Raw genomic sequence first — 23749 nt, 5'->3', positions numbered from 1 at the left:
TATGCGTATTCCCCTTTCCTGGCTGCGCGAGTACGCGCAGGTTCCCGCAGACGCCACCGCCGAGGACGTCATGGCCGAACTCGTCAAGGTCGGGCTCGAAGAAGAGGACGTCCACCGTCCGTCCGATTCGATCTCCGGGCCGATCGTGGTGGGCCAGGTCCTCGACCTGGTCAAGGAGCCGCAGTCAAACGGCAAGACCATCAACTGGTGCCAGGTCCGTGTGGCACCCGAAGGCACCGGACAGCCGCTCGCCGGCGACGGCATCGACCCGTCCGGCGTGCAGGGCATCGTCTGCGGGGCCCACAATTTCGAGGTTGGCGACAAGGTCGTGGTGACGCTGCCCGGCGCCGTGCTGCCGGGGGATTTCCGGATCACCCCGCGCAAAACCTACGGGCACACTTCCGCCGGCATGATCGCCTCCGCCCGGGAGCTGGGCATCGGCGACGACCACGACGGCATCATCGTGCTCTCCCGGCTGGGCCTCGACCCCGAAATCGGCACCGACGCGATGGAACTGCTCGGCCTGACTGACGAGGCGGCCGAGATCAACGTGACGCCGGACCGCGGCTACTGCTTCTCCATTCGTGGCGTGGCCCGCGAATACGCGCTCGCCACCGGCACCGAATTCACCGACCCGGCCAGCCGGGTCGATGTCTCCGAAGCAACCGGAGAGGGACACCCCGTCCGGCTCGAAGACCAGGCTCCGGTCTACGGCAAGCCCGGCTGCGACCGCTTCGTGGCGCGCACGGTCCGCGGCGTCGACCCGTCGCGGCCTACGCCCCAGTGGATGGCCTCCCGGCTGCGCCTGGCCGGCATGCGCTCCATCTCGCTGGTCGTGGACATCTCCAACTACGTGATGCTGGAACTGGGCCAGCCGCTGCATTTCTACGACGCGGACAAGCTTCAGGGCCCCATCGTGGTGCGCCGGGCCAATCCGGGCGAGACCCTGGTGACGCTGGACGGCAAGGAGCGCCGGCTCTCCACCGAGGACCTGCTGATCACCGATGACCGCGGCCCCATCGGCCTGGCCGGCGTGATGGGCGGTGCCGAAACCGAGGTCGGGGACGGAACAGCCAATGTGCTGATTGAGTCCGCCCACTTCGACGACGTCTCCATGGGCCGCACCCGCCGCCGGCACAAGCTGCCGTCGGAGGCGTCCAAGCGCAACGAGCGCGGGGTGGACTGGGAAATCGCGGATGAGGCAGCTCAGCGTGCCGTGGACCTGCTGATCGAACTCGCCGGCGGCACCGCCGACACCACCGCCACGGATGCCGGGGCACGTCCGGCGCCGGTCGAGATCGACCTGCCCGACGGTTTCGCCTCCCGCCTCATCGGCTTCGAGTACACCGCCGAGCAGATCGAATCCGCCCTGAACGGCGTCGGCGCTTCCATCGAAGCGTACGACGGCGGCCTGCGTGTCACGGCGCCCAGCTGGCGTCCCGACCTGGCCATCAAGGAGGACCTGGTCGAGGAAATCGCCCGGTTGATGGGCTACGACCGGATTCCGGCCACCCTGCCGGTGGCGCCGCCCGGCCGTGGCCTGACCCGTGGCCAGCAGCAGCGACGCCGCGTGCTGCAGTCGCTGGCCGACGCCGGCCTGACCGAGGTGCTCAGCTACCCGTTCGTGTCCATCGGGCAGAACGAAACCTTCGGAACTCCCGTGGCCGGGTCCACGGTCGCCGCCGTCAAGCTGGCGAATCCGATCTCCGCCGAATTCGGGTACTTGCGCCGAAGCCTGCTGCCGGGGCTGCTGGAGACCGCACGCCGCAACCATTCCCGCGGCTTCCGGGACCTGGCGTTGTACGAAGGCGGCCTGGTGTTCCTGCCCGGCGACAAGACCGGGTCCTCGATCCTGCCCCCGCTGGGCGCCAAGCCATCGGACGAGGTGCTCGAGGAACTGCAGGCCGGGATCCCCGACCAGCCCTGGCACGTGGCCGCGGTCCTGATCGGGCACGAGGCGGCCCCGGGCGCAGGGTTCGCACCCCGCCGCTGGGAATGGTCGGACGCACTGGACGCCGCACTGGCTGTCGGCGACGTCCTCGGCATTGAACTGGTCGTCGCCCAGGGACAGCACCAGGCCTTCCACCCCGGCCGCACCGCGCAGTTGTCGCTGCGCACCGGCGAGGTGGTCGGCTATGCCGGCGAGCTGCATCCGAAGCTGCTCCAGGATTGGGACCTGCCGGCGCGGACCGCCGCCATGGAGCTGGACGGGGAGGCGCTGTTTGAGGCCGCCGCGGACGTGATCGTGGCCAAGCACCTGTCCACCTACCCCGTGTCCACCCAGGACGTGGCGCTGGTCGTCGATTCCTCGGTTCCGGCCGAGGCGGTCCGCGAGGCGCTGCGGGAAGGCGCTGGCGAACTGCTCGAAGATGTAGCCCTGTTCGACGTTTATTCGGGCACCGGGATCGAACACGGGAAGAAATCGCTGGCCTTCGGGCTGAGGTTCCGGGCGGATGACCGCACGCTGACCGCCGACGAGGCCTCCGCGGCGCGGGCGCAGGCCGTGGAACTGGCCGCCGACCGCTGCGGTGCCGTTCAGCGGTAACCGGTTACTGCCATGAATGACGACGGCGGGGCCCACCGACGCAGGTGGGCCCCGCCGTCGTGGGGGAAAGGGAAAAGGAACGCATGAAGGCCCAGGTGATACTGCAGCTGGTGCAGCTGCAAAACGGGTTCCCGGCCGCCAGCGAGCCGGACCGGCGTCCCAGCATCCGCGCGCGCACCCGTGAAGCCGTCCGCCTGCTGGCGGCGCAGGAACTCAACGTCGACGCCGACCGGATGCGGCTCGCGTTCGACTGCCGCCAATGCCCGCGGGGCAACGACGGCCGGCATGGCCAGCCGCAACTGCTGCTCGACGGTGCTCCGGCGCCCGCCCGCCTGAGCTACGCCCGCTCGGGCCGCTGGCTGCTGGCCGCGCTGTCCTTCCGGCCGGTGCTGCTCGGAGTCGACATCGAAGACGCCTGGGCGGACGCTTTCCGGCCGGAGGACAACATCGATGCCGTCATGCTCACCGAATCGGAGCGGACCCTGGTGGAACAGGCAGCCGACCCCCGCCTGCTGCGGGCCCGGCTGTGGACCAGGAAAGAGGCCGTGCTGAAGTCGACCGGCCATGGCCTGCGGCTGCCGCCGGATACGATCGGCGTCGCCGGTGCGGACGGTGAACCCGAGCTGTCCGGCTGGCCCGGGGAAGCAGGAGACCGTCCCGGGCTGCAACTGCTGGACCTCACGCTGGCGGATGCCGGCGGGGACGTGCCGCCCGGTCTCGCCGCGGCACTGGCGGTGGGCGGGTCGGCCGACCCGAAAATCACTTACCGGGAAACTGTGGCAGTCCACGGCTGAACAGCCAGGGTGACAGCAGTAGCTCCGCCCTTCGCCCGCCCGCCGTGGTTTCCTCATCCACCAGAGCCAGGAACGCCGGCGTATCCACCGAGCCGTGGGTGTTGCCGGCACACCACCGGCGCAGGATGCGGAAGAACGTTGCGTCGCCCGCTGCCTGACGGAGGGCGTGCAGGGCCAGGGCGCCTCGCTTATAGACACGGTCGTCGAACATCTGCTCCGGCCCCGGGTCGCCAATGACAATGTCCTGCGGCAGCCCGGAGAGCCGGACCCAGGCGGCCTCGGCCCGTTCTCCAGCGGTTGCGGAACCGGACTCCTCGGACCAGATCCACTCCGCGTAGCAGGCAAATCCTTCGTGGAGCCAGATGTCCTGCCACCGAGCCGCCGTCAGCGAATTTCCGAACCATTGATGCGAGAGTTCGTGCGCGATCAGCCGTTGCGACTCCCATCCGGTATCCAGATGGTTGCGTCCGATAATGGACAGGGATTGCGCCTCGAGCGGTATCTCAAGGTCGTCGTCGGCCACGACCACGGTGTACTGACCGAACGGGTAGGGGCCAAAACGACGCACAAACACTTCCATCATGTGTTCCTGGTCTGCCAGGGCAGTGCCGGTTGGTTCAAGCAGGGCCGGGGGAACCGCGGCAAACTGGGGCACGGTGTCGCTGGGGGTGCCCGGCTTGGAGGCCGGGGGGACGAGTTCGAGCAGTCGGTACCGGCCCACTTGGATCGTTGCCAGATACGTGGCCATCGGATCGGGCATGCGGTATTCCCACGTTTCCCGGCTGGCCTTCTTCGCATGCGACACCAGCGTGCCATTGGCAACCGCACGGTAGCCGGCATCCGTGGTGAAACTGATCCGGTAGCTGGACTTGTGACTGGGATGGTCATTGCACGGGAACCACGTCGGCGCTCCGTTGGGCTGCCCTGCGACCATCACGCCGTCCGTCAGTTCCTCCCAGCCCACCTCGCCCCAAACGGACAGGCGCGGCCGCGGGGTTCCGCCGTAGCGGATCTCTATGCTCAGAGACGCCCCGGCGGGTAACCATTCGTTCAAGGCCAGCAGCAACTTGCCTTCGCGCTGGGTGCTCTTGGCGGGCCGCTGGCCGTTGACGCTGACCTTCGCCGCCGCCAGTCCCACCAAATCGAGTTCCAGCCGGTCGAGGGCCGTCAGTGTCTTCCCGGACAGCACGGCACGTCCCGACAGGCGGTTGGCTCCGAGCCTGCACTCGAGCTCAAGGTCATAGTGGTCCACCCGGTACGCGGCACTGCCGCTGCCGGGCGTGTAACGATCCGGCAGGACGGGAAACGGGCCGGACCGAGCCGCGTGGGTGGGATGCGAAGAGGCAGTCATGAGGCGTTGGATGTCCAGGGTCGTACGGGGTTGCCCATCCAGTAGCTGGCTGCGGGGACAGTTTCTCCCCGCATGACCAGCGAAGCCGGGCCCACGGTGGCTCCCTCGGCGAGGGAGGCCGCCGGCAGGATGACTCCATGCGGACCCATTGTGGCACCGGCTGCCAGCTTCACGGTATCAATGTTCATGACGCGGTCGTGGAACAAATGCGTTTGCACGACACATCCGCGGTTGACGGTGGAGCCGTCGCCAAGCGTGACCAGATCCGCTTCGGGCAGCCAGTAGCTTTCGCACCACACACCGTGGCCGATCTTGGCGCCGAGGCAGCGCAGCCACCAGACCAGTGCCGGGGTTCCGGAGGCGCTGCGCCCGAACCATGGGGCGCTGACCATCTCGACGAAGGTGTCGACGACTTCGTTGCGCCACACGAAGGAACTCCACAGGGGATGTTCACCGGGCTTGATCCGCCCCACCAGCAGCCATTTCGCGAGCACGGAACTGCCGGCCGCCGCTGCCCCGGCCGCCATCAAGACGACCCCGCCGAGCAGCGCCGCCGCAAAGTAGCCGAAGGACGCTGCCAGCAGGTCGAAGGCGGCCAGCACGCACAGGGCGAGCGCGCCCGTCACGGCTACTGGCACAAACCTGCCCAGCTCCCACAAACTCCGCGCCACCCTCAGCCGGACCGGTGGTGCGAAGGTTCGGCTGACGTCGGCTGCAACTGCGGTGCGGCGCAGGCGCACCGGCGGACTCCCCAGCCAGGAGGACCCTGCTTTGGCTTTGGCAGGAGTGGCCGAGAGCACGGCGACCAGCGCGTTTTTCGGCACCCGGCGTCCGGGAGCCGTCATGCCGGAGTTGCCCAGGAAGGAGCGCTTGCCAATCTTTGCCGGGGCGATCTTCATCCACCCGCCCCCGAGTTCGTAGGAGGCGACCATTGTGTCATCGGCCAGGAAGGCCCCGGATCCTATGGTGGTCATTTTGGGCAGAAGCAGCACCGTGGAGGCCTCCACATCCCGGCCCACCTTGGCGCCCAGCAGGCGAAGCCACACAGGGGTGAACAGGCTGGCGTAAATCGGAAAAAGGATGTCGCGGGCCATGTCGAGGATGCGTTCCACGGCCCAGACGCGCCAGCCCACAAAGCTGCGCACCCGGTGGTATCCCTCTGTAATGCCCAGCGAGAGCAGCCGTACGGCCGCTACGGTCAGCAGCATGTTGGTCAGGAACCACACCAGCGCGGCGGCTGGTACCGCAGCCAGCAGCGGGAAGAAGGCGTTGACCAGACTCGGTTGCCCGGACAGCAGCGGCAGAACGACGGCGATAGCCGCCCCCGCTCCCGCAAACGGGATCAGTGCAATTACCGCGGAAGCCAGCAGCGTCAAGATACTCCACATCGGCGTCGAAGCGGTCGGCGGTTCGGGCCATCTGGGCTTGGCCCTGCCGGTGCGCTGGGCCGGGGACCCGGAGACGCTCGTTCCGGCCTTGACCCGTCCCGTGACAGCGGAGCCGGGAGCGACGGCTGCCCCGTCACCGATCCGCGCGCCGGGCATCAACGTGCTGCGCGCGCCGACAACCGCCCCCGAGCCGATGTGCACGGCGCCTATATGCACTCGGTCGCCGTCGATCCACCAGCCGGACAGATCCACTTCGGGTTCAACCGAAGCTCCTGCGCCCACCGTGAGCCAGCCGGTCACCGGCGGTACGGAGTGCAGGGTTGCATCCGGAGCGATGCGGGCTCCCAGAGCGCGGGCATAGTAGGGAACCAAAGGTGCGCTGGCCAAGGAGACAGCCGAAGCGGTGTCCGCGATTTGTTCGGCCAGCCACAGGCGCAAATGCACGCGCCCGGAGCGAGGATAGCTGCCCGGCCGGACGTCCCTCAGCAGCAGCCGTGCCGCCAGCACCGCGATCGTCATCCTTCCGGGCGGGGAGACGAACACAGCCCAGCTGGCCGCGACCCACCACCAAGACAGCGCTGGCGCTGCCGTGAAGAGGGCCAAGGCGGACAGCACGTTGGTCAGGATCATCAGGTACGTTAGCCAGCGCATGCCGGCCAAGACCATCAGCGGGATGCCCATGAGCGTCTGGAAAACTTGCGTTCTGCGCCGCGTGCGGCGCACAAAACGCTCTCGCGGCTGCGCTCGGATGCCCTCCGGTATGGAGGTCCGTGCGGCCTCGAGCAAGGCGCCGAACCGCGGGTGGGCATAGATTTCTGCCACTGCGATCGTCGGGTAACGGGAGCGCAAGCGGGAAACGAGCTGCGCCGCGGCCAGGGAGCCGCCGCCGAGGGCGAAGAAATCGGCATCGAGGCTTGCGATCTCTGAGCCCAGCACGGCCGCCCACTGCTCGGCGATCCACTCGGCATCCGGCTCCAGTTCGACTGTTCCGGACCCTATGCCGTCCGTGGCGCCGGGCAGAGGCCAGGGCAACGCATTGCGGTCCACTTTGCCGCTGGTCTTCGTGGGCAGTGTGTCCACGAGGGTGAGCAACGGAACCAACGATTCCGGCAGTTGTCCAACCAACTGGCGGCGGGCGACTTCCAGATCATAATCGGCGCCGGCAGCAAGATAGCCAACCAGCAGTTGATTGCCGGCAGCCGTGGTTTTGACGGCGGCGGCGCCGCCGGCCACACCGGGTAGAGCCTGCAGGGCGGCGTCGACCTCGCCCAGTTCAATGCGGCGCCCGCCCAGCTTGACCTGCTCATCGGCCCGGCCAACAAACAGCAGGCCTTCGGGCTCGTATGTCACCAAGTCGCCGCTGCGGTACGCCCGCGGCCATCCCAGGGTGGGCATCGGGGCATATTTCTCAGCGTCCTTGGCCGGATCCAGGTAGCGGGCCAGGCCGACGCCACCAATAATAAGTTCTCCGGTGCCGCCCGGTGCCACCGGTATACCCGCCTCGTCGACCACGGCGAGGTCCCACCCGTCCAGCGGCAAACCGATCCGCACCGGCCCGTTGCCCCTCAGCGGGGCGGCACACGCCACCACCGTCGCTTCCGTCGGGCCGTAGGTGTTCCAGACTTCCCGGTCCGGAACCGCGAGTCGCTGCGCCAGCTCGGGCGGGCAGGCTTCACCGCCGAAAATTAGCAGACGGACGTTCTCCAGGGCTTCGGCTGGCCACAGCGCGGCAAGGGTCGGGACTGTTGACACGGCGGTGATGTTGCGGCTGAGCAGCCAAGGCCCCAGGTCCATGCCGCTGCGCACCAAGGCACGCGGCGCCGGTACGAGGCAGGCGCCGTGCCGCCAGGCCAGCCACATCTCTTCGCAGGATGCATCGAACGCAACTGACAATCCCGCCAGGACCCGGTCCTGCGGCCCCAGCGGCTCCGGCTGGAGGAACAACCGGGCCTCGGCGTCGACAAAAGCGGCGGCCGAACGGTGCGTCACTGCCACGCCCTTGGGAGTTCCGGTTGAGCCGGAAGTGAAGATCACCCAGGCGTCATCGTCCAGGGTCGGCGAACGACGTGCGGGGAAGGGCGCGGTGAGGCCCGGAGCGGTGCTCACAGTACCGTCGGTCAGGATGCCGGCGACTTTGGCCTCGCCGAAGATCAAGTCCGCGCGTTCCTGGGGGTCGTCGGCATCTACTGGAACGTAAGCTGCCCCGATGGCGAGTACGGCAAGAATGCAGACGTAGAGTTCGGTGGTGCCGGACGAGATTCTGATCCCGACCTTGTGTCCGGCGCCCAGGCCAGCCAAATGCAGCTGGTCCGCTTTGAGCCGCACCGCTTCCCGAAGTTGGGCATAGCTTAGTGACCGCTTGCCGTCGTCGAGCGCTGGCGCGTCGGCGAAGGCTTCGGCGGTCGCGGTCAGCACATCGATCAGCGTGCGGGGAGCAGGCGTTCGTTCCGCACTCGTCAGCTGCGGCTGGTAAGCAATCACCGGTGGATTCTTTCCGTGCAACATGAACGGAGCATGAATTCCCCGGCCGCCAGTGAGCCGGTGCGGGCAAGATCACCCCCTGTCAAGCATTACTGGCAACCGGCCGCGGGTGTCGTTCTTACGGGGCCAGCAGCAGCTTTCCCGTGGTGCGGCGGGCCTGCAGGTCCTCGTGTGCCTGCGCTGCTTCGGCCAGGGAATATTTTCGGCCGATCCGGATGTCCAGGCGGCCGGACAGGACGGCGTCGAACAATTCGCTGGAGCGCCAGCGCCGTTCCTGTGGCGTCAGCAGATGGTCGGCCAGCTTGGGGCGGGTGACGAACAGCGATCCGGCGTGGTTGAGCCGCTGCAGGTCGAACGGCGGCACCTGGCCCGACGCGCCGCCGAAGAGCACGAGCATGCCGCGGGTACGCAGGCTGGCCAGCGAACCGTCGAAGGTGGCCTTGCCGACACCGTCGTACACCACGTCCACCCCCGTCCCGGCGGTCAGTTGGTGCACCTTCCGGGCAAAATCGTCGTAGCGGAGAACTTCATCCGCCCCCGCACTGCGGGCCAGTTCTTCCTTTTCGTCGGTGGACACCGTGGTGATCACCCGGGCGCCCTTGGCTTTGAGCAACTGTGTCAGGATCAGGCCTACGCCGCCGGCACCCGCATGGGTGAGTACCGTCTGGCCGGGCTGGACCCTGAAGCTGGAGTTGATGAGGTAATGCGCCGTCATGCCCTGCAGCGGGATGGCGGCCGCCACATCGTCGGCCACGCCCTCCGGCACCGGGAGCGCGGCCTCGGCGGAGACGACGGTGTACTCCGCGTAGGTGCGGTCGCCTTCGGCGAAGGCGACGCGGTCGCCGGGGGCGAACCCGTCGACGCCGGCGCCGACGGCTTCGACCGTGCCGGCCGCTTCGGAGCCGGGCGTGTAGGGAAACGGGACGTTGTAGACGCCGCTGCGCTCATAGGTCTCGACGAAGTTCACACCGGCCGCGGCCACTTTCACCAGCAGTTGGCCCGGGCCGGGCTGCGGGGTGTCGACCTCGCGCAGTTGCAGTACTTCCGGACCGCCGGGCGCGGCGGCCACGATTGCCTTGGCCATGTAGGGTCTCCTTAAAACGTACTCGGGGCAGTCGGTGCCGGCAGGAATCGGCCACGGGGGGCCGGCCGGCTCTGAAACCAATCGTAGGCGCTGCCGTGCCGCGTCCAACCAGCCCCTCCGGCGGCTGCGTTTCTGCATAAATATCCTGTCTCGTGCATACTTTTGCTGTATGCTGGATGCCATGACAATCAAGGTTGCAGTGTCCGGTGCCAGCGGTTACGCGGGCGGCGAGGTCCTCCGCCTGCTGGCGAACCATCCCGAGGTCTCCATCGGAGCCATTACCGCGCACAGCAATGCCGGCTCGCGGTTGGGGGAACTGCAGCCGCACCTGCATTCGCTGGCGGACAAAGTCCTGGTCGACACAACCGCCGAGAACCTGGCCGGGCACGACGTGGTGTTCCTGGCCCTGCCGCATGGTGCCAGCGCGGAAATCGCCGCCGCGCTGACGGCAGACACGCTGGTGGTGGATGCCGGCGCGGACCACCGGCTGGTCGACCCGGTGTCCTGGGAGAAGTTCTACGGCACCGCCCACGCCGGCAGTTGGCCCTATGGCCTTCCCGAACTTCCCGGCCACCGGGAGAAGCTGCGGGGCGCCCGCCGGATCGCCGTCCCGGGCTGCTATCCGACCAGCTCGCTGCTGGCGCTGACCCCGGGCTTTGCGGCCGGGCTGCTGGAGCCCGGCGACGTGGTGATTGTCGCCGCCTCAGGCACCTCCGGGGCCGGCAAGTCCGCCAAGGTGCACCTGATCGGTTCGGAAGTCATGGGCGGCATGAGCCCGTACGGGGTTGGCGGAGGCCACCGGCACACTCCGGAAATCGAGCAGGGGCTCTCGGCGGCCGCCGGCGAGGCGGTCACGATCTCGTTTACTCCGACCCTGGCGCCGATGAGCCGCGGCATCCTGACCACGGCCACCGCGCGCGTCAAGCCCGGTACGGATGCCCAGGCATTGCGCCGCGCCTGGGAATCCGCCTACGCGGACGAGCCCTTTGTGCACCTGCTGCCCGAGGGCCAGTGGCCGAATACCAAGTCAGTGCAGGGCAGCAACCACGCCGTCCTGCAGTTGGCCTTCGACGAGCACGCGGGCCGCGCCGTCGTCACCTGCGCCATCGACAACCTCACCAAGGGAACCGGCGGCGGCGCCATCCAGTCCATGAACATCGCCCTCGGCCTCGATGAGACCGCCGGCCTGACCCACCAGGGGATCGCACCGTGAGCGTTACCGCACCCAAGGGATTCCGCGCCGCCGGTGCCACCGCCGGCCTGAAAGCCTCCGGCAAGCCCGATGTCGCGCTGGTGGTCAACGACGGACCGCAGCGGGCGGCGGCGGCCGTCTTCACGTCCAACCGCGTGGCGGCCGCACCGGTGCACTGGTCACGGCAGGTCGTCGGCGACGGCCGGGCGGACGCGGTCGTGCTCAACTCCGGCGGCGCCAACGCCTGCACCGGGGCCGAGGGCTTCCAGAACACCCATGCCACCGCCGAGAAAACGGCCGACCTGCTCGGAATTTCATCGGGCGACGTGGTGGTGTGCTCCACCGGGCTGATCGGGGAGCAGCTGCCGATGGACAAGCTGCTGCCGGGAGTCGAAGCGGCGGCAGCGGCCTTGTCCTACGACGGCGGCGCCGACGCGGCCGAAGCCATCATGACCACCGATTCCGTTTCCAAGCAGGCCCTGTTCACCGGCGGCGGGTACAGCATCGGTGGCATGGCCAAGGGCGCCGGCATGCTCGCCCCGGGCCTGGCCACCATGCTGGTGGTCATCACCACGGATGCCGAACTGGCACCGCCAGCGCTGCAGGCGGCGCTGCGCGAGGCCACGCGGTTGACTTTCGACCGGACCGATTCCGACGGCTGTATGTCCACCAACGACACCGTGGTGCTGCTGGCTTCGGGCGCCTCCGGGGCCGTTCCCGCGCTGGAAGACTTCACGGCTGCGCTGACCGGCGTCTGCGCGGACCTGGCCCGGCAGCTGATCACCGATGCCGAGGGCGCCAGCCACGACATCGCGGTCACGACCATCAACGCGGCTTCCGAGCGGGATGCGGAAACCGTGAGCCGCGCCGTGGCCCGCTCCAATTTGTTCAAGACCGCCATTTTCGGCAAGGATCCGAACTGGGGCCGGGTGCTGTCCGCGGTGGGCACGACCGACGCCGCCTTTGAGCCGGACCAGCTCAACGTCAGCATGAACGGCGTGCAGGTCTGCCGAAACGGCGGGGTGGGTGAACCGCGCGACCTGGTGGACCTGAACGGCCGCGACGTGGCCGTGGTGATCGACTTGAATGCCGGCAGCGAAACCGCAACCATCTGGACCAATGACCTCACGCACGAGTACGTGCATGAGAATTCCGCCTACTCCAGCTGAGGACCGACGATGAACACAATGCTGATGGCCCAGGACAAGGCCGCCACGCTGATCGAGGCCCTGCCGTGGATCCAGCGGTTCGCCGGAACCACCATGGTGATCAAGTACGGCGGCAACGCCATGGTCAACGACGACCTGCGGCAGGCGTTCGCCGAAGACATCGTCTTCCTCCACCACGCCGGGATCAAGCCGGTGGTCGTCCACGGGGGCGGCCCGCAAATCAACGCCATGCTCTCCCGGCTGGGCATCGAGTCCGAGTTCAAAGGCGGCTTGCGGGTAACCACTCCCGAAGCCATGGACGTGGTGCGCATGGTGCTCACCGGGCAGGTCGGCCGGGAACTGGTGGGCCTGATCAATTCGCACGGGCCTTACGCCGTCGGCCTCTCCGGTGAAGACGGCGGGCTGCTGCAGGCGGTGCGCACCGGCACCGTGGTGGACGGCGAAGACGTGGACCTGGGCTTGGTCGGCGAAGTGGTGGGCGTCAATCCGTCCGCCATCCTGGATTTGCTCGACGCCGGACGCATCCCGGTGATCTCCACCGTGGCACCGGAAATTGGCGGCGACGGCGAAGGCACCAACCAGGTGCTCAACGTCAACGCCGATACCGCGGCCGCCGCGGTGGCGGACGCTCTGCACGCCTCGCGGCTGGTCATCCTCACCGACGTCGAGGGGCTGTACGCCAACTGGCCGGACAAGTCCTCCTTGATATCGTCGCTGACGGCGGGGGAGCTGCGCGAGCTGCTGCCGCGGCTGCAGTCCGGCATGATTCCCAAGATGGAAGCCTGTTTAAAGGCGGTCGACGGGGGAGTGGAACGGGCCGCCGTCGTCGATGGCAGGATGCCGCACTCCATCCTGCTGGAAATCTTTACCGCAGCCGGCATCGGCACCCAGGTCGTTCCGGACGGAGACGCAGCATGAACACCGCACACACCGTTTCCCCGGCTGCCGGCCTCGCCGGGCTGGAAGGACTGGAAGGCCTGGACAACCAGCAGCTGTTGGAGAAGTACCGCCAGTCGCTGATGGGGGTCTTCGGAACCCCGCAGTGCGTCCTGGTCCGGGGCAAGGGCTGCACCGTCTGGGACGCGGACGGCAGGGAATACCTCGACCTGCTCGGCGGAATTGCGGTGAACGCGCTGGGGCATGCGGACGAGTTCCTGACCGGGGTCGTGGCCGCCCAGCTGTCCACCCTCGGCCATGTCTCGAACTTCTTCACCAGCCCGGCACAGATTGCGCTGGCGGAGCGGCTGCTGCAGCTCGCCGCCGCTCCGGCCGGTTCCAAGGTGTTCTTCGCCAACTCCGGCACCGAAGCCAACGAGGCGGCGTTCAAGCTGGCCCGGCGGAACTCCAGCCCCACCCGGACCAAGATCCTTGCCCTCGAGGGGGCCTTCCACGGCCGGACCATGGGGGCCCTGGCGCTGACGGCCAAGCAGTCCTACCGCGAACCGTTCGAACCGCTGCCCGGCGGTGTGGTCCACCTGCCCTTCGGTGACGAGGACGCCCTCCGCGCCGCCGTCGACGAGTCCGTGGCCGCCGTCGTGCTGGAACCGATCCAGGGGGAGGTGGGCGTCCGGCCGCTGCCTCAGGGCTATCTGAAGGCGGCCCGGGAAGCCACCGAGGCCGCGGGCGCGCTGCTGATTCTGGATGAGGTGCAGACCGGCGTCGGCCGCACCGGCAACTGGTTCGCGTTCCAGGGCGCAGTGGCTGGCGGCGAGCAGATCCTCCCGGACACCATCACCCTGGCCAAGGGCCTGGGCAGCGGGCTGCCGGTCGGCGCGTTGATCACCTTCGGCGCAACAACTTCGGAGCTCCTGACGGCGGGCCAGCACGGCACCACGTTCGGCGGCAACCCGGTGGCGACGGCGGCCGGCCTGGCGACGCTGCAGGCCATCGAGTCGCGCGGGCTGCTGGCTCATGTGACCGGGCTCGGGGAGCGGCTGCGCGCGGACCTGGCCGGCACTGAACACGTCGTCGAGGTCCGCGGCGAGGGCTTGCTGATCGGCATCGACCTGGATGCCGACATCGCCGCTGCCGCGGTGGCTGCCGCGCTGGAGGTCGGCTTCATCATCAACAACCCCGGTCCGCGCACGCTGCGGCTGGCTCCGCCGCTGATCCTGACCGCCGAAGAGGCCGCCCGGTTCACCGCCGCGCTGCCGGACATCCTGACCACCGCGGCTGCCCGGGCCGCCGCAACCAGCAAGGACGCAACATGACCCGCCACTTCCTGAAGGACACCGACCTCAGCCCGGCCGAGCAGGCGGAAGTGCTGCAGCTTGCCGCTGAGATGAAGCAGTTTCCCTACCGCTACCAGCCGTACGCCGGAGACGGGGCCGGCCGCAAGACCGTTGCCGTGATCTTCGACAAGACCTCCACGCGCACCCGGGTGTCCTTCGCCGCCGGAATCGCGGACCTGGGCGGCGTGCCGCTGGTCATCAACCCCGGCGAATCGCAGCTGGGACACAAAGAGTCCGTCTCCGACACCATCAAGGTGATGGAACGGATGGTCTCCACGGTCGTCTGGCGGACCTACGCCCATGCCGGGCTGGAGGAGATGGCGGCGCTATCCCGTGTGCCGGTCATCAACTCGCTCTCCGACGACTATCACCCCTGCCAGCTGCTGGCTGACCTGCTGACGGTCCAGGAACACAAAGGCAAGCTGGCCGGCCTCACCATGGCCTACCTGGGCGATGCCGCAAACAACATGGCCAACTCGTACCTGCTCGCGGGCGCGACAGCCGGGATGCACGTGCGGATCGCCGGACCCGCCGGACACCTCCCGGACGCCTCGGTCGTGGCCGAAGCCGAAGCGCGCGCCGCCGAAACCGGCGGATCGGTACAGATCACTACGGATCCTGCGCAGGCGCTGGCGGAGGCCGACGTCGTCGCCACGGACACGTGGGTCTCGATGGGGCAGGAGGACGAGAAGGCGGAGCGGCTGGAACTGTTCAAGGACTACGCCGTGGACCAGGCGGCCCTGAAGCTGGCAGCCGACGACGCCGTCGTGCTCCACTGCCTGCCCGCCTACCGCGGCTACGAGATCGCCGCCGAGGTGATCGACGGCCCCCAGTCGGTGGTGTGGGACGAGGCGGAGAACCGGCTGCACGCCCAGAAGGCGCTCATGGCATGGCTGATGGACAAGTCGTCGCTGGCCCCCTTGGCCGGGAGCTGACGGCGATGAACACGATGCCGGCCACCAAGACCGCCCGCCAGGCCAAGATCACCGCGATCCTCACCGGCGAGTCGGTGCGCTCGCAGGCGGAACTGGCCGCACGGCTGGCGGACGAGGGGGTCCAGGTCACCCAGGCCACGCTCTCGCGCGACCTGGTGGAACTGGGCGCGGTACGGGTGCGCGGCCAGGACGGCGGGCTGATCTATGCGGTGCCCAGCGAGGGCGGGGAACGCGCACCGCAGAGCGGCGTGACCCAGGAGATCCTGGACGCCCGGCTGGCCCGGCTTTGTGCCGACCTGCTGGTCACCGCCGAGGCCTCGGCAAACCTGGTGGTCCTGCGGACACCGCCGGGGGCCGCCAACTTCCTGGCGCTGGCCATCGATCACTCGGTCATGCCGTCGGTTCTGGGCACGATCGCGGGCGACGACACCGTCCTGCTGGTGACACGGGACCCGGCCGGCGGAGCGGCGCTCGCCGCGCGGTTCCTGCAGTTCGCCGACGAATCCTCGCGCAACGCCTGAACCAATAACCTAGTCGCAGCAGCTGCGGCAGCCGGCGCGGAAGCCGGCGCATGAGCCATCTCCGCCGGCCGGCACGGCAGGGTGCGGAACCGTCACCAGGGCAACCTGGCGGAAAGGGAAGATATAACGTGACGCAGGAACCGAAGAGCACCGGAGCAGGGCACACCAACGAGGGCGCCCTCTGGGGCGGCCGCTTCGCCGGTGGCCCGGCCGATGCCCTGGCCGCGCTGAGCAAGTCCACGCATTTCGACTGGCGCCTGGCACAGTACGACATCGCAGGTTCCCGCGCCCACGCCAAGGTGCTGCACAAGGCCGGGCTGTTGGACGACGCCGAGCTGCAAGGCATGCTCGCAGCCCTGGACCAGCTCGACGACGACGTGCGGTCGGGCGCGTATGTGGCGGCCGAGTCGGACGAAGACGTGCACGGCTCCCTCGAGCGCGGGCTGATCGAACGGGCCGGCGCGCAGCTGGGCGGCAAACTTCGGGCCGGCCGGTCCCGCAACGACCAGATTGCCACCTTGGGCCGGATGTACCTGCGCGACCACGCGCGGATCATCGCGGGGGGAGTGCTGGCGACCATTGACGCGCTGCTCAGCCAGGCCCGCCGCTATCCGGATGTTGCCATGCCCGGCCGCACGCACCTCCAGCACGCGCAGCCGGTGCTGCTGTCCCATCATCTGCTGGCCCACGCCTGGGCGCTGCTGCGGGACGTCCAGCGGCTGGCGGACTGGGACAAGCGGGCCGCCGTCTCTCCCTACGGCTCCGGGGCCCTGGCCGGATCCTCGCTCGGCCTGGACCCCAACGCCGTCGCGGCGGACCTCGGCTTTGAATCCGCGGCCTGGAACTCGATCGACGGCACCGCCTCGCGGGACGTCTTTGCCGAATTCAGCTGGGTGGCAGCCATGATCGGGGTGGACCTGTCCCGGATATCGGAAGAAGTCATCCTTTGGGCCACCAAGGAATTCTCCTTCGTGACCCTGGACGACGCCTACTCCACGGGCTCCTCGATCATGCCGCAGAAGAAGAACCCGGACGTCGCGGAATTGGCCCGCGGAAAGGCCGGCCGGCTGATCGGCGACCTGACCGGGCTCTTGGCCACCCTCAAGGGCCTGCCGCTGGCCTACAACCGGGATCTGCAGGAAGACAAGGAACCGGTCTTCGACGCGGCCGACACCCTGGAGCTACTGCTGCCCGCCGTCGCCGGCATGATCGAAACCCTGGTCTTCAACACCGAGCGGCTGGAAGCGCTGGCCCCGCAGGGTTTCGCGCTGGCCACCGACATCGCCGAATGGCTGGTCCGGCAAGGCATTCCGTTCCGGGAGGCACACGAACTTTCCGGTGCCGCCGTCAAACAGGCCGAAAGTCGCAAAGTGGAACTCTGGGACCTGACGGACGAGGAATTCGCCGCGATTTCCCCGGACCTGACTCCGCAGGTGCGCGAAGTGCTCACGGTTGAAGGTTCGCTGGCCAGCCGCAGCTCGCAGGGCGGCACCGCGCCGACCGCCGTGGCCGCCCAGATCGCGGCGCTTGAAACAGGGCTGGAAAGCGCGCGCCGCTACGCCGCCGGCGGCCGCCCCTGAACCCGCCGCACGCCGGCCCGGGTAAGTTACCGGCCGGTAGCAAATGGTGCTGCGGTAGTTTGTGAAGCGACGGGTCAAGAGCCACTGAGCCGAGGGAGCAGGCATGTCGACGCTGAGCCAGGACGAGGAAAAGCTGGTGCCGGAGGGACGGATCGAGCGGGTTGACGGCGACTACGTCCTGGCCTTCGACCGACAGCTCGACTACCCGCGCAGCTACATCTGGAGCCTCCTGGCGGAAAAGGACAACGTCGCTAAATGGCTCGGCACGCTTGACGCCGACTGGCAGCTGGGCCATACCTACGAGCTGGACCTGGGCGGAGGCGTCACCAGCGGCACGGTCTTGCAGCTGAATCCGCCGCTCAGCCTGCAGATCAGCTGGGAGGACGAGTTGGGGCAGGAATCGGTCATCGAATGGCGGGTGCTGGAGAGCGACGGCGGGACCCTGCTGCAGTTCCGATCCCGCGCCGAGGGGCCGGACTTCCTCACCGAAGGCAGCGCGGGCTGGCAAACAATCCTGGACGCGCTCGGCGCTGTCGCGGCCGGGCGGCCACCGGATCCAGAGCCCGACCGATGGACGCGGCTGCGGGAAGCCTATTCCCGCCAGTACCAGCTCTCGCATTCGATGGGCACCGCCGAAAAGGATTCCGGACGCACCAGCCTGCGCTTCGATCGGTTGCTCGATGCCGCCCAAACCCAGGTCTGGGCGGCCCTGACGGAGCCGGATCTGCTCGGCAGGTGGCTGGGTCCCGGTCGCGTGGAGCTGCAGGCCGGCGGCGCCGTCGAATTCAACCTGCCGGAACGCACGGTTAACGGGGACGTGGAGTATGTGCTCGCCGACAGCCGGCTCGACTACACCTGGACCGCTCCGGAGGGCACCGGGACCGTGCACTGGATGCTGGAACCGGCCGACGGCAAGACCCGCTTGCTGCTGGTGCACAACGTAGGGCGGGAGATTTCGCCCGAAAGCCTGATGGCCCGCTGGCATGCGCGGCTGGATGCCCTCGCCACGGTGCTTGGCGGCGGTCATGTGCATGATTCGGCCCACCGGCTCGAAGCCTTGACGCGCTTCTACCAGCGGGTGCAGCCGGCCTAGTGGACGCAGCCTTACTTCACTGGCTCGGCCGGTCCGCCGTGGACGTTGCTCCGGGGCTGCTCGGCGCCCGGCTGACACACACCACGCCTGAGGGAACAGTAGCCGTCCGGCTTACCGAGGTAGAGGCCTACATGGGCGAGCACGACCCGGGATCGCATGGCTTCCGCGGCCCCACGAACCGCAACAAGGCGATGTTCGGCCCGCCGGGCCACATCTATGTCTACTTCACCTACGGCATGCACCATTGCGTGAATATCGTGTGTGGCCACGATGGCCAGGCCACCGGAGCCTTGCTCCGCGCCGGTGAGATCACGCAAGGCCTTGACCTTGCCAGAAGCCGGCGTGCCTCGGCCAAGAACGACGCGGAATTGGCGCGGGGGCCGGCCCGGCTGGCCACTGCGCTGGGGCTGACGCTGGAGGACAACGGCAGGGCCTTCACCGAGGGGGAACTGGAATTGGCACGACCGGCGGTCCGGGCGTCCCATCAGCATGTGCGGACCGGGCCGCGGGTGGGCGTCAGCGGCGAGGGCGGTACCGCCGCCTACCCGTGGCGTTTCTGGCTCGAAGGGGACCCGACGGTCTCGCAGTACCGGGCCGCGAAGCCGCGGAGGCGCGCCGGCAGCGGGTAGGGTAGACGGGTGAATGAACGTCCCCGCGAATCAGTTGAATCCATGGTCAACCGTCTTTCGGAAACGGTCCGGGACTATCCGAAGCCAGGGATCATCTTCCGGGACCTGACTCCTGTATTTGCCGACGGCGAGGCGCTGCACGCCTTGGTGCACGCCTTGATCGACCCGTTCGAGGGCCAGTTCGACGCCGTCGCCGGCGTCGAGGCCCGCGGTTTCCTGCTGTCGGCCGCGGCCGCGTACGCCTCCGGCACCGGAGTCATCACCGTGCGCAAGAAAGGCAAACTGCCGCGCAGGACGATCTCCGAAGATTACGCGCTGGAGTACGGCACGGCCACGCTGGAAATCCATGCCGACGAACTGGTGCCGGGTTCGCGCGTGCTGATTCTGGACGATGTGCTGGCCACCGGCGGGACCCTCGGTGCGGCCTGCCGTCTTTTCGAACGGGCCGGGGTGCAAGTTGCCGGATTCGGCGTGGTCCTCGAACTCTCGGCCCTGCGGGGCAGGTCCGCCCTGACCGGACACCGCATCCGCTCGCTGGTGCGTGAATAGCCGCCCCCTTATGCGCCCTTGGCGAAAGGGCACGTGCCCACCCGCCCAGGGTCCTCCTGGCGGAAGAAAATTTACCGCGCCGGTAGTAGAATGGACGGTCTGCCTTTTGGGGAGGGAAAACTCGTATGCCTGAATCGCCTTCGGCCCATGCCGAGCTTGAAATTGAGCGCGCCTACGTGGCCGGGCTGTACCGCCGGCTGGAAGAACTGCGCGCCGAAAAACAGGAACAGTTGGCCCGCGTCCGCAGCAGCGGTGCGGTGGGAAGCATGCAGAACATTTCCGAGCGTGACGCGTTCGCAACGATGTACGAGGACCGGCTGGCGCAACTGAACGCCGTGGATGACCGGTTGGTGTTCGGCCGACTCGATCTGGACGACGGCGACCGTCGCTACATCGGACGAATCGGACTCAGCACAGCAGATCTGCAGCAGCTGATGGTCGACTGGCGGGCGCCGGAAGCCGGGGCGTTCTACCAGGCGACGGCCTTCGAACGGCTGGGTGTTCGGCGGCGCCGCCATCTGATTTTGCAGGGGCACCAGGTCAAGGGCATCGAAGACGACGTGCTGGATCCGACCATGCTCGCCGAGGGCGGCACCCTGCAGGGCGAAGGCGCCCTGTTGGCGGCGTTGAATTCGAAGCGCACCGGAGCCATGTCCGACATCGTCGGCACCATCCAGGCCGAACAGGACCGCATCATCAGGGCCCCGATGTCAGGGATCCTCGTGGTCCAGGGCGGTCCCGGAACGGGCAAGACCGCCGTCGCCCTGCACCGGGCGGCGTACCTGCTGTATTCGCACCGCGAACGGCTGAAGTCCGCCGGCGTGCTGCTGGTGGGACCGTCGAACTCGTTCATGAAGTACATCGAGCGTGTGCTTCCCTCGCTGGGCGAGACCGGCGTGGTGATGTCCACCCTGGGCGGCCTCATGCCCGGGATCCGGGCCGTGTCCGAGAGCAACCCCGCCGTGGCCGAGATCAAGGGCCGCCTGGCCATGGCCGACGTGGTCGCCAACGCTGTAGCCAACCGCCAGAGACTTCCGGCGGAACCGCGCAAGCTCAACGTCGAAGGGACCATGCTGACCCTGACACCGCGCCAAGTGGCACGGGCACGCGACCGGGCACGGGCGACCGGCAAACCACACAACGCCGCCCGGGTGACGTTCGTGAAGATCCTGCTGCGCGAACTGGCGGACCAGTTGGGTGAGGCACTGGAGAAATCGTCCGGACCGGGCAACAACGCCGATCGCGCCTACCTTGTCGAAGACGTGCGCACTTCACGCGATGTGAGGGTGGCGCTGAACCTGGCGTGGATGCCGCTGACTCCGGAGAAGCTGATCGGAGAACTGCTCAGCAAGCCGGCCCACCTCGAGGCAGCCGCCCCCGACCTGACGGAAGCCGAACGCAATCTGCTGCTGCGCCCCGCGGACGCGCCGTGGACGGAAGCCGACGTGCCGCTACTCGATGAAGCCGCGGAGCTGCTTGGCGACATGGATGCCTCGGGCGGGCGTGACAAGGCCCAGCGGGATGCGGAGCGGGCCCGCGACGTCGCCAATGCCGAACAGTCGCTGCGGAACGTCGACCAGATGCTGCGTGACATCGGGATCGACGGCGTGGTCAGCGCCGAGGACCTGGCCGGTTACAACCAGGCGCAGCAGACCCGCTTCACGGCTGCCGAACGGGCCGCCGTCGACCGCACCTGGGCCTTCGGCCACATCGTGGTTGATGAGGCGCAGGAGTTGTCGGCCATGCAGTGGCGACTGCTGATGCGCCGCTGTCCGCTCAAGTCGTTCACCGTCGTCGGCGATATCGCCCAGACGAGTTCGGCTGCCGGTGCGGAATCGTGGCAACAGGCACTCGAGCCGTTCGCCGGCGACCGTTGGCAGCTTGAAGAACTGACCGTGAACTACCGCACTCCTTCCCAGATTGCGCAGGCGGCCGTCCGGATGGCCAACGCTGCGGGCCTGGTCGTGTCGGCTCCGAAGGCGGTGCGGGACGGCCGCTGGTCACCGGTCGTGGACCGGGTGCCGGAGGGCCGCATGGCCGAACGGCTTCTGGAGGTCATGCCCGAGGAGCTTGCTGCTGCCGACGGCGGCCTGTTGGCTGTCATTGCCTCCGACCACCGCCTGCCGGAAGTCCGGGATGCGCTGACCGCAGCCTACGGGGCACGCGTGGGCGGGGGTGCCGGGGGGATGGAACAGGACATCAGCGTACTTGGCCCGCAGGAGGCAAAGGGCCTGGAGTTCGATTCCGTCGTAGTGCTTGAGCCGGCCGAGCTTTTGCACCGTGTCGGCGGCCGCGTCGGGGATCTCTATGTCGCCATGACCCGTCCGACCCAGCGGCTCCGGCTGCTGGCCGAAGGCGACGTCCCCGAGGGCATTGAAGGCTGATAATTTGGTATCCGTGACTAATACGTTTCTCGCTTCCCAACGCAACGACCCTGGTTTTGCCAACGTTTGGCAGGAACTGAAGTGGCGCGGCCTTATCCATGTGTCGACCGACGAAGCCGAACTGGAGAAGCTGCTGGCGGGGGACCCGATCACGTATTACTGCGGCTTCGACCCCACCGCCCCAAGCCTCCACCTGGGCAACCTGGTCCAGCTGCTGACCATGCGCCGGCTGCAGCTGGCAGGGCACAGGCCGCTGGGCCTTGTGGGCGGTTCCACCGGACTGGTCGGCGATCCTCGGCCCACCGCCGAGCGCACCATGAACACCAAGGAAACCGTCGCCGAATGGGTGGACCGCCTGAAGGGACAGGTGCAGCGTTTCCTGGACTTCGAAGGTGCGAACCCCGCGCGCATGGTCAACAACCTGGACTGGACAGCCCCGATGAGTGTGCTGGACTTCCTGCGCGACATCGGAAAGCACTTCCGCGTCGGGACGATGGTTAAGAAGGACATCGTCGCGTCCCGGTTGAACTCAGAGGAGGGGATCAGCTACGCGGAATTCAGCTACCAGATCCTGCAAGGCATGGACTACCTGGAGCTGTACCGGCAGTACGGCTGCATCCTGCAGACCGGCGGGTCGGATCAGTGGGGAAACCTCACCAGCGGCATCGAGCTGATCCGCAAGGTGGAAGGCCAGTCCGTTCACGCCATCGGCACGCCGCTGATCACGAACTCGGACGGAACCAAGTTCGGTAAGAGCGAGGGCAACGCCATCTGGCTGGATGCTGACATGTGCAGCCCCTACGCCATGTACCAGTTCTGGCTCAACACCGCCGACGCGGACGTCGTCCAGCGGCTCAAGGTCTTTACCTTCCGCTCCCGCGAAGAAATCGAAGAGCTTGAGCGCGCCGTAGCCGAACGCCCGCATGCCCGTGAGGCACAGCGTGCCTTGGCCTATGACGTGACATCGATTGTGCACGGCCCGGCAGCGACCGACAAGGTTATCGCCGCTTCCTCGGCCCTGTTCGGGCAGGGTGACCTGGCCGCGCTGGACGAGGCGACTCTTATCGCTGCCACTGCCGAGCTGCCCAGCGCAGTCACCGATGCCGATACCACCGGCATCATCGACCTGTTGGTCCGGTCCGGTCTGGCCGCCAGCAATTCCGCGGCGCGACGGACCGTCGCCGAGGGCGGCGCCTATGTTAACAACCAAAAGATCACCGATCCGGACGCCGCGGTCGGCAGTGAAGAGTTCCTGCACGGCAAATACCTGTTGATGCGCCGCGGGAAGCGCACGCTCGCCATGGTCGAAGTGTCTGCCTGATCTCGCCGGCGTTCGAAACGCCAGCCCCGGCCGCGCCGAAGGGCCCGCAGTCTCCCGTGTTGAGGGGAGGCCGCGGGCCCTTCGGCATCGGTGGCGGGCGTCACCCGCCGGCGATTTGCGGGCCGCGCCGGCGCCGTGTAATGTTTTCTGAGTCGCCGCCGCTGGTTGTGAAACAGCCGGCAGGAAACGCGGCAAGCCCCTTCGATAAAATGACAGCGATTGTCATGCGCCCGAGTGCGCAGGCAAATTGGCTGGGTTTTTCTGATGGGTTCGTGCCTTTTCTTTAGGTAAATGAAGCGGAAACGCGGATTTGACAGAAAGAAAAGGGATGGAATAAAGTAGAAACATCGCAACGAAGAAAAACAAAAAGATTTTCGGAAGAGATTCTTATGCAAAGTATTCGTTTGCTCCTGTTGTTTGAGAACTCAATAGTGTGCCAAGTTTGTTGATACCAATTATTTATTGGTTGAAAGTGCCGTGGCGTGCCGCCCCTGTGGTGTGT

At 67.7% G+C, this 23749-nt stretch carries 17 protein-coding genes; 14 read left to right on the top strand and 3 right to left on the bottom strand.

The features are described 5' to 3' along the window. The first annotated feature begins 1 nt into the window (after nucleotide 1). The gene (pheT, locus tag AC5RV3_RS14605; RefSeq protein WP_494122760.1) at nucleotides 2–2545 is read left to right on the top strand and encodes a phenylalanine--tRNA ligase subunit beta; all 2544 of its coding nucleotides are present in this window, start codon (nucleotides 2–4) and stop codon (nucleotides 2543–2545) included. Between the two features lie 83 nt (nucleotides 2546–2628). Further along, entirely contained in the window at nucleotides 2629–3339 is a 711-nt protein-coding gene (locus tag AC5RV3_RS14600) for a 4'-phosphopantetheinyl transferase family protein (RefSeq protein WP_494113302.1), read from the top strand. On the opposite strand, the gene AC5RV3_RS14595 is transcribed toward AC5RV3_RS14600, so the two are convergent. The 3 genes from AC5RV3_RS14595 to AC5RV3_RS14585 form a co-directional block, all read right to left on the bottom strand. Continuing rightward, nucleotides 3305–4690 carry a M1 family metallopeptidase gene (locus AC5RV3_RS14595; RefSeq protein ID WP_494122759.1) on the bottom strand — a complete coding sequence of 462 codons (1386 nt, stop codon included), beginning with the start codon at nucleotides 4688–4690 and terminating at the stop codon, nucleotides 3305–3307. The genes AC5RV3_RS14600 and AC5RV3_RS14595 overlap by 35 nt on opposite strands. Beyond that, entirely contained in the window at nucleotides 4687–8583 is a 3897-nt protein-coding gene (locus AC5RV3_RS14590; protein WP_494122758.1) for a Pls/PosA family non-ribosomal peptide synthetase, read from the bottom strand. Before AC5RV3_RS14590 ends, AC5RV3_RS14595 begins: the two co-directional genes overlap by 4 nt. 94 nt (nucleotides 8584–8677) lie before the next feature. Next, nucleotides 8678–9643 (bottom strand): quinone oxidoreductase family protein, encoded by a 966-nt coding sequence (locus AC5RV3_RS14585; RefSeq protein ID WP_494113301.1) that lies wholly within the window; start codon nucleotides 9641–9643, stop codon nucleotides 8678–8680. Nucleotides 9644–9824: 181 nt separating this feature from the next. On the opposite strand from AC5RV3_RS14585, the gene argC reads away from it, so the two are divergent. The 12 genes from argC (at nucleotide 9825) to tyrS (ending at nucleotide 23247) form a co-directional block, all read left to right on the top strand. Continuing rightward, entirely contained in the window at nucleotides 9825–10856 is a 1032-nt protein-coding gene (gene argC / locus AC5RV3_RS14580; RefSeq protein WP_494122757.1) for an N-acetyl-gamma-glutamyl-phosphate reductase, read from the top strand. Then, nucleotides 10853–12004, top strand: a complete 1152-nt coding sequence (gene argJ, locus AC5RV3_RS14575; protein ID WP_494113299.1) for a bifunctional glutamate N-acetyltransferase/amino-acid acetyltransferase ArgJ — start codon at nucleotides 10853–10855, stop codon at nucleotides 12002–12004. The genes argC and argJ overlap by 4 nt, the downstream gene beginning before the upstream one ends. Before the next feature lie 9 nt (nucleotides 12005–12013). After that, the gene (gene argB / locus AC5RV3_RS14570) at nucleotides 12014–12922 is read left to right on the top strand and encodes an acetylglutamate kinase (protein WP_494122756.1); all 909 of its coding nucleotides are present in this window, start codon (nucleotides 12014–12016) and stop codon (nucleotides 12920–12922) included. Continuing rightward, the gene (locus AC5RV3_RS14565; RefSeq protein WP_494122755.1) at nucleotides 12919–14214 is read left to right on the top strand and encodes an acetylornithine transaminase; all 1296 of its coding nucleotides are present in this window, start codon (nucleotides 12919–12921) and stop codon (nucleotides 14212–14214) included. Before argB ends, AC5RV3_RS14565 begins: the two co-directional genes overlap by 4 nt. Continuing rightward, on the top strand, nucleotides 14211–15170 hold the full coding sequence (gene argF, locus AC5RV3_RS14560) for an ornithine carbamoyltransferase (protein WP_494122754.1): 960 nt from the start codon (nucleotides 14211–14213) through the stop codon (nucleotides 15168–15170). The genes AC5RV3_RS14565 and argF overlap by 4 nt, the downstream gene beginning before the upstream one ends. Nucleotides 15171–15175: 5 nt before the next feature. After that, nucleotides 15176–15691 (top strand): arginine repressor, encoded by a 516-nt coding sequence (locus AC5RV3_RS14555; RefSeq protein ID WP_493988252.1) that lies wholly within the window; start codon nucleotides 15176–15178, stop codon nucleotides 15689–15691. 50 nt (nucleotides 15692–15741) lie between these two features. Continuing rightward, on the top strand, nucleotides 15742–17271 hold the full coding sequence (gene argH, locus AC5RV3_RS14550; RefSeq protein WP_494122753.1) for an argininosuccinate lyase: 1530 nt from the start codon (nucleotides 15742–15744) through the stop codon (nucleotides 17269–17271). Nucleotides 17272–17374: 103 nt separating this feature from the next. After that, nucleotides 17375–18364 carry an SRPBCC domain-containing protein gene (locus AC5RV3_RS14545; RefSeq protein WP_494122752.1) on the top strand — a complete coding sequence of 330 codons (990 nt, stop codon included), beginning with the start codon at nucleotides 17375–17377 and terminating at the stop codon, nucleotides 18362–18364. Beyond that, nucleotides 18364–18993, top strand: a complete 630-nt coding sequence (locus AC5RV3_RS14540; RefSeq protein ID WP_494113294.1) for a DNA-3-methyladenine glycosylase — start codon at nucleotides 18364–18366, stop codon at nucleotides 18991–18993. The genes AC5RV3_RS14545 and AC5RV3_RS14540 overlap by 1 nt, the downstream gene beginning before the upstream one ends. A 42-nt stretch (nucleotides 18994–19035) precedes the next feature. Continuing rightward, a complete protein-coding gene (locus AC5RV3_RS14535) occupies nucleotides 19036–19542 on the top strand; it encodes an adenine phosphoribosyltransferase (protein WP_493977814.1) in 507 nt (168 codons plus the stop codon). 125 nt (nucleotides 19543–19667) lie between these two features. After that, the gene (locus AC5RV3_RS14530) at nucleotides 19668–21926 is read left to right on the top strand and encodes a HelD family protein (RefSeq protein ID WP_494122751.1); all 2259 of its coding nucleotides are present in this window, start codon (nucleotides 19668–19670) and stop codon (nucleotides 21924–21926) included. Nucleotides 21927–21939: 13 nt separating this feature from the next. After that, the gene (tyrS, locus tag AC5RV3_RS14525) at nucleotides 21940–23247 is read left to right on the top strand and encodes a tyrosine--tRNA ligase (RefSeq protein ID WP_494122750.1); all 1308 of its coding nucleotides are present in this window, start codon (nucleotides 21940–21942) and stop codon (nucleotides 23245–23247) included. The last annotated feature ends 502 nt before the right edge of the window (nucleotides 23248–23749 follow it).

The sequence above is a fragment of the Arthrobacter sp. Y3221114 genome, assembly GCF_059092625.1.
This window is presented reverse-complemented; position numbering and strand designations above follow the sequence as displayed.

Coding starts and splice junctions, on each gene's coding strand:
- AC5RV3_RS14595 (WP_494122759.1), bottom strand. CDS start 4,690: ATGACTGCCTCTTCGCATCCCACCCACGCGGCTCGGTCCGGCCCGTTT.
- AC5RV3_RS14600 (WP_494113302.1), top strand. CDS start 2,629: ATGAAGGCCCAGGTGATACTGCAGCTGGTGCAGCTGCAAAACGGGTTC.
- AC5RV3_RS14585 (WP_494113301.1), bottom strand. CDS start 9,643: ATGGCCAAGGCAATCGTGGCCGCCGCGCCCGGCGGTCCGGAAGTACTG.
- AC5RV3_RS14590 (WP_494122758.1), bottom strand. CDS start 8,583: ATGTTGCACGGAAAGAATCCACCGGTGATTGCTTACCAGCCGCAGCTG.
- pheT (WP_494122760.1), top strand. CDS start 2: ATGCGTATTCCCCTTTCCTGGCTGCGCGAGTACGCGCAGGTTCCCGCA.
- argB (WP_494122756.1), top strand. CDS start 12,014: ATGAACACAATGCTGATGGCCCAGGACAAGGCCGCCACGCTGATCGAG.
- AC5RV3_RS14545 (WP_494122752.1), top strand. CDS start 17,375: ATGTCGACGCTGAGCCAGGACGAGGAAAAGCTGGTGCCGGAGGGACGG.
- argH (WP_494122753.1), top strand. CDS start 15,742: ATGAGCCATCTCCGCCGGCCGGCACGGCAGGGTGCGGAACCGTCACCA.
- AC5RV3_RS14565 (WP_494122755.1), top strand. CDS start 12,919: ATGAACACCGCACACACCGTTTCCCCGGCTGCCGGCCTCGCCGGGCTG.
- AC5RV3_RS14555 (WP_493988252.1), top strand. CDS start 15,176: ATGAACACGATGCCGGCCACCAAGACCGCCCGCCAGGCCAAGATCACC.
- argC (WP_494122757.1), top strand. CDS start 9,825: ATGACAATCAAGGTTGCAGTGTCCGGTGCCAGCGGTTACGCGGGCGGC.
- AC5RV3_RS14530 (WP_494122751.1), top strand. CDS start 19,668: ATGCCTGAATCGCCTTCGGCCCATGCCGAGCTTGAAATTGAGCGCGCC.
- argF (WP_494122754.1), top strand. CDS start 14,211: ATGACCCGCCACTTCCTGAAGGACACCGACCTCAGCCCGGCCGAGCAG.
- AC5RV3_RS14535 (WP_493977814.1), top strand. CDS start 19,036: ATGGTCAACCGTCTTTCGGAAACGGTCCGGGACTATCCGAAGCCAGGG.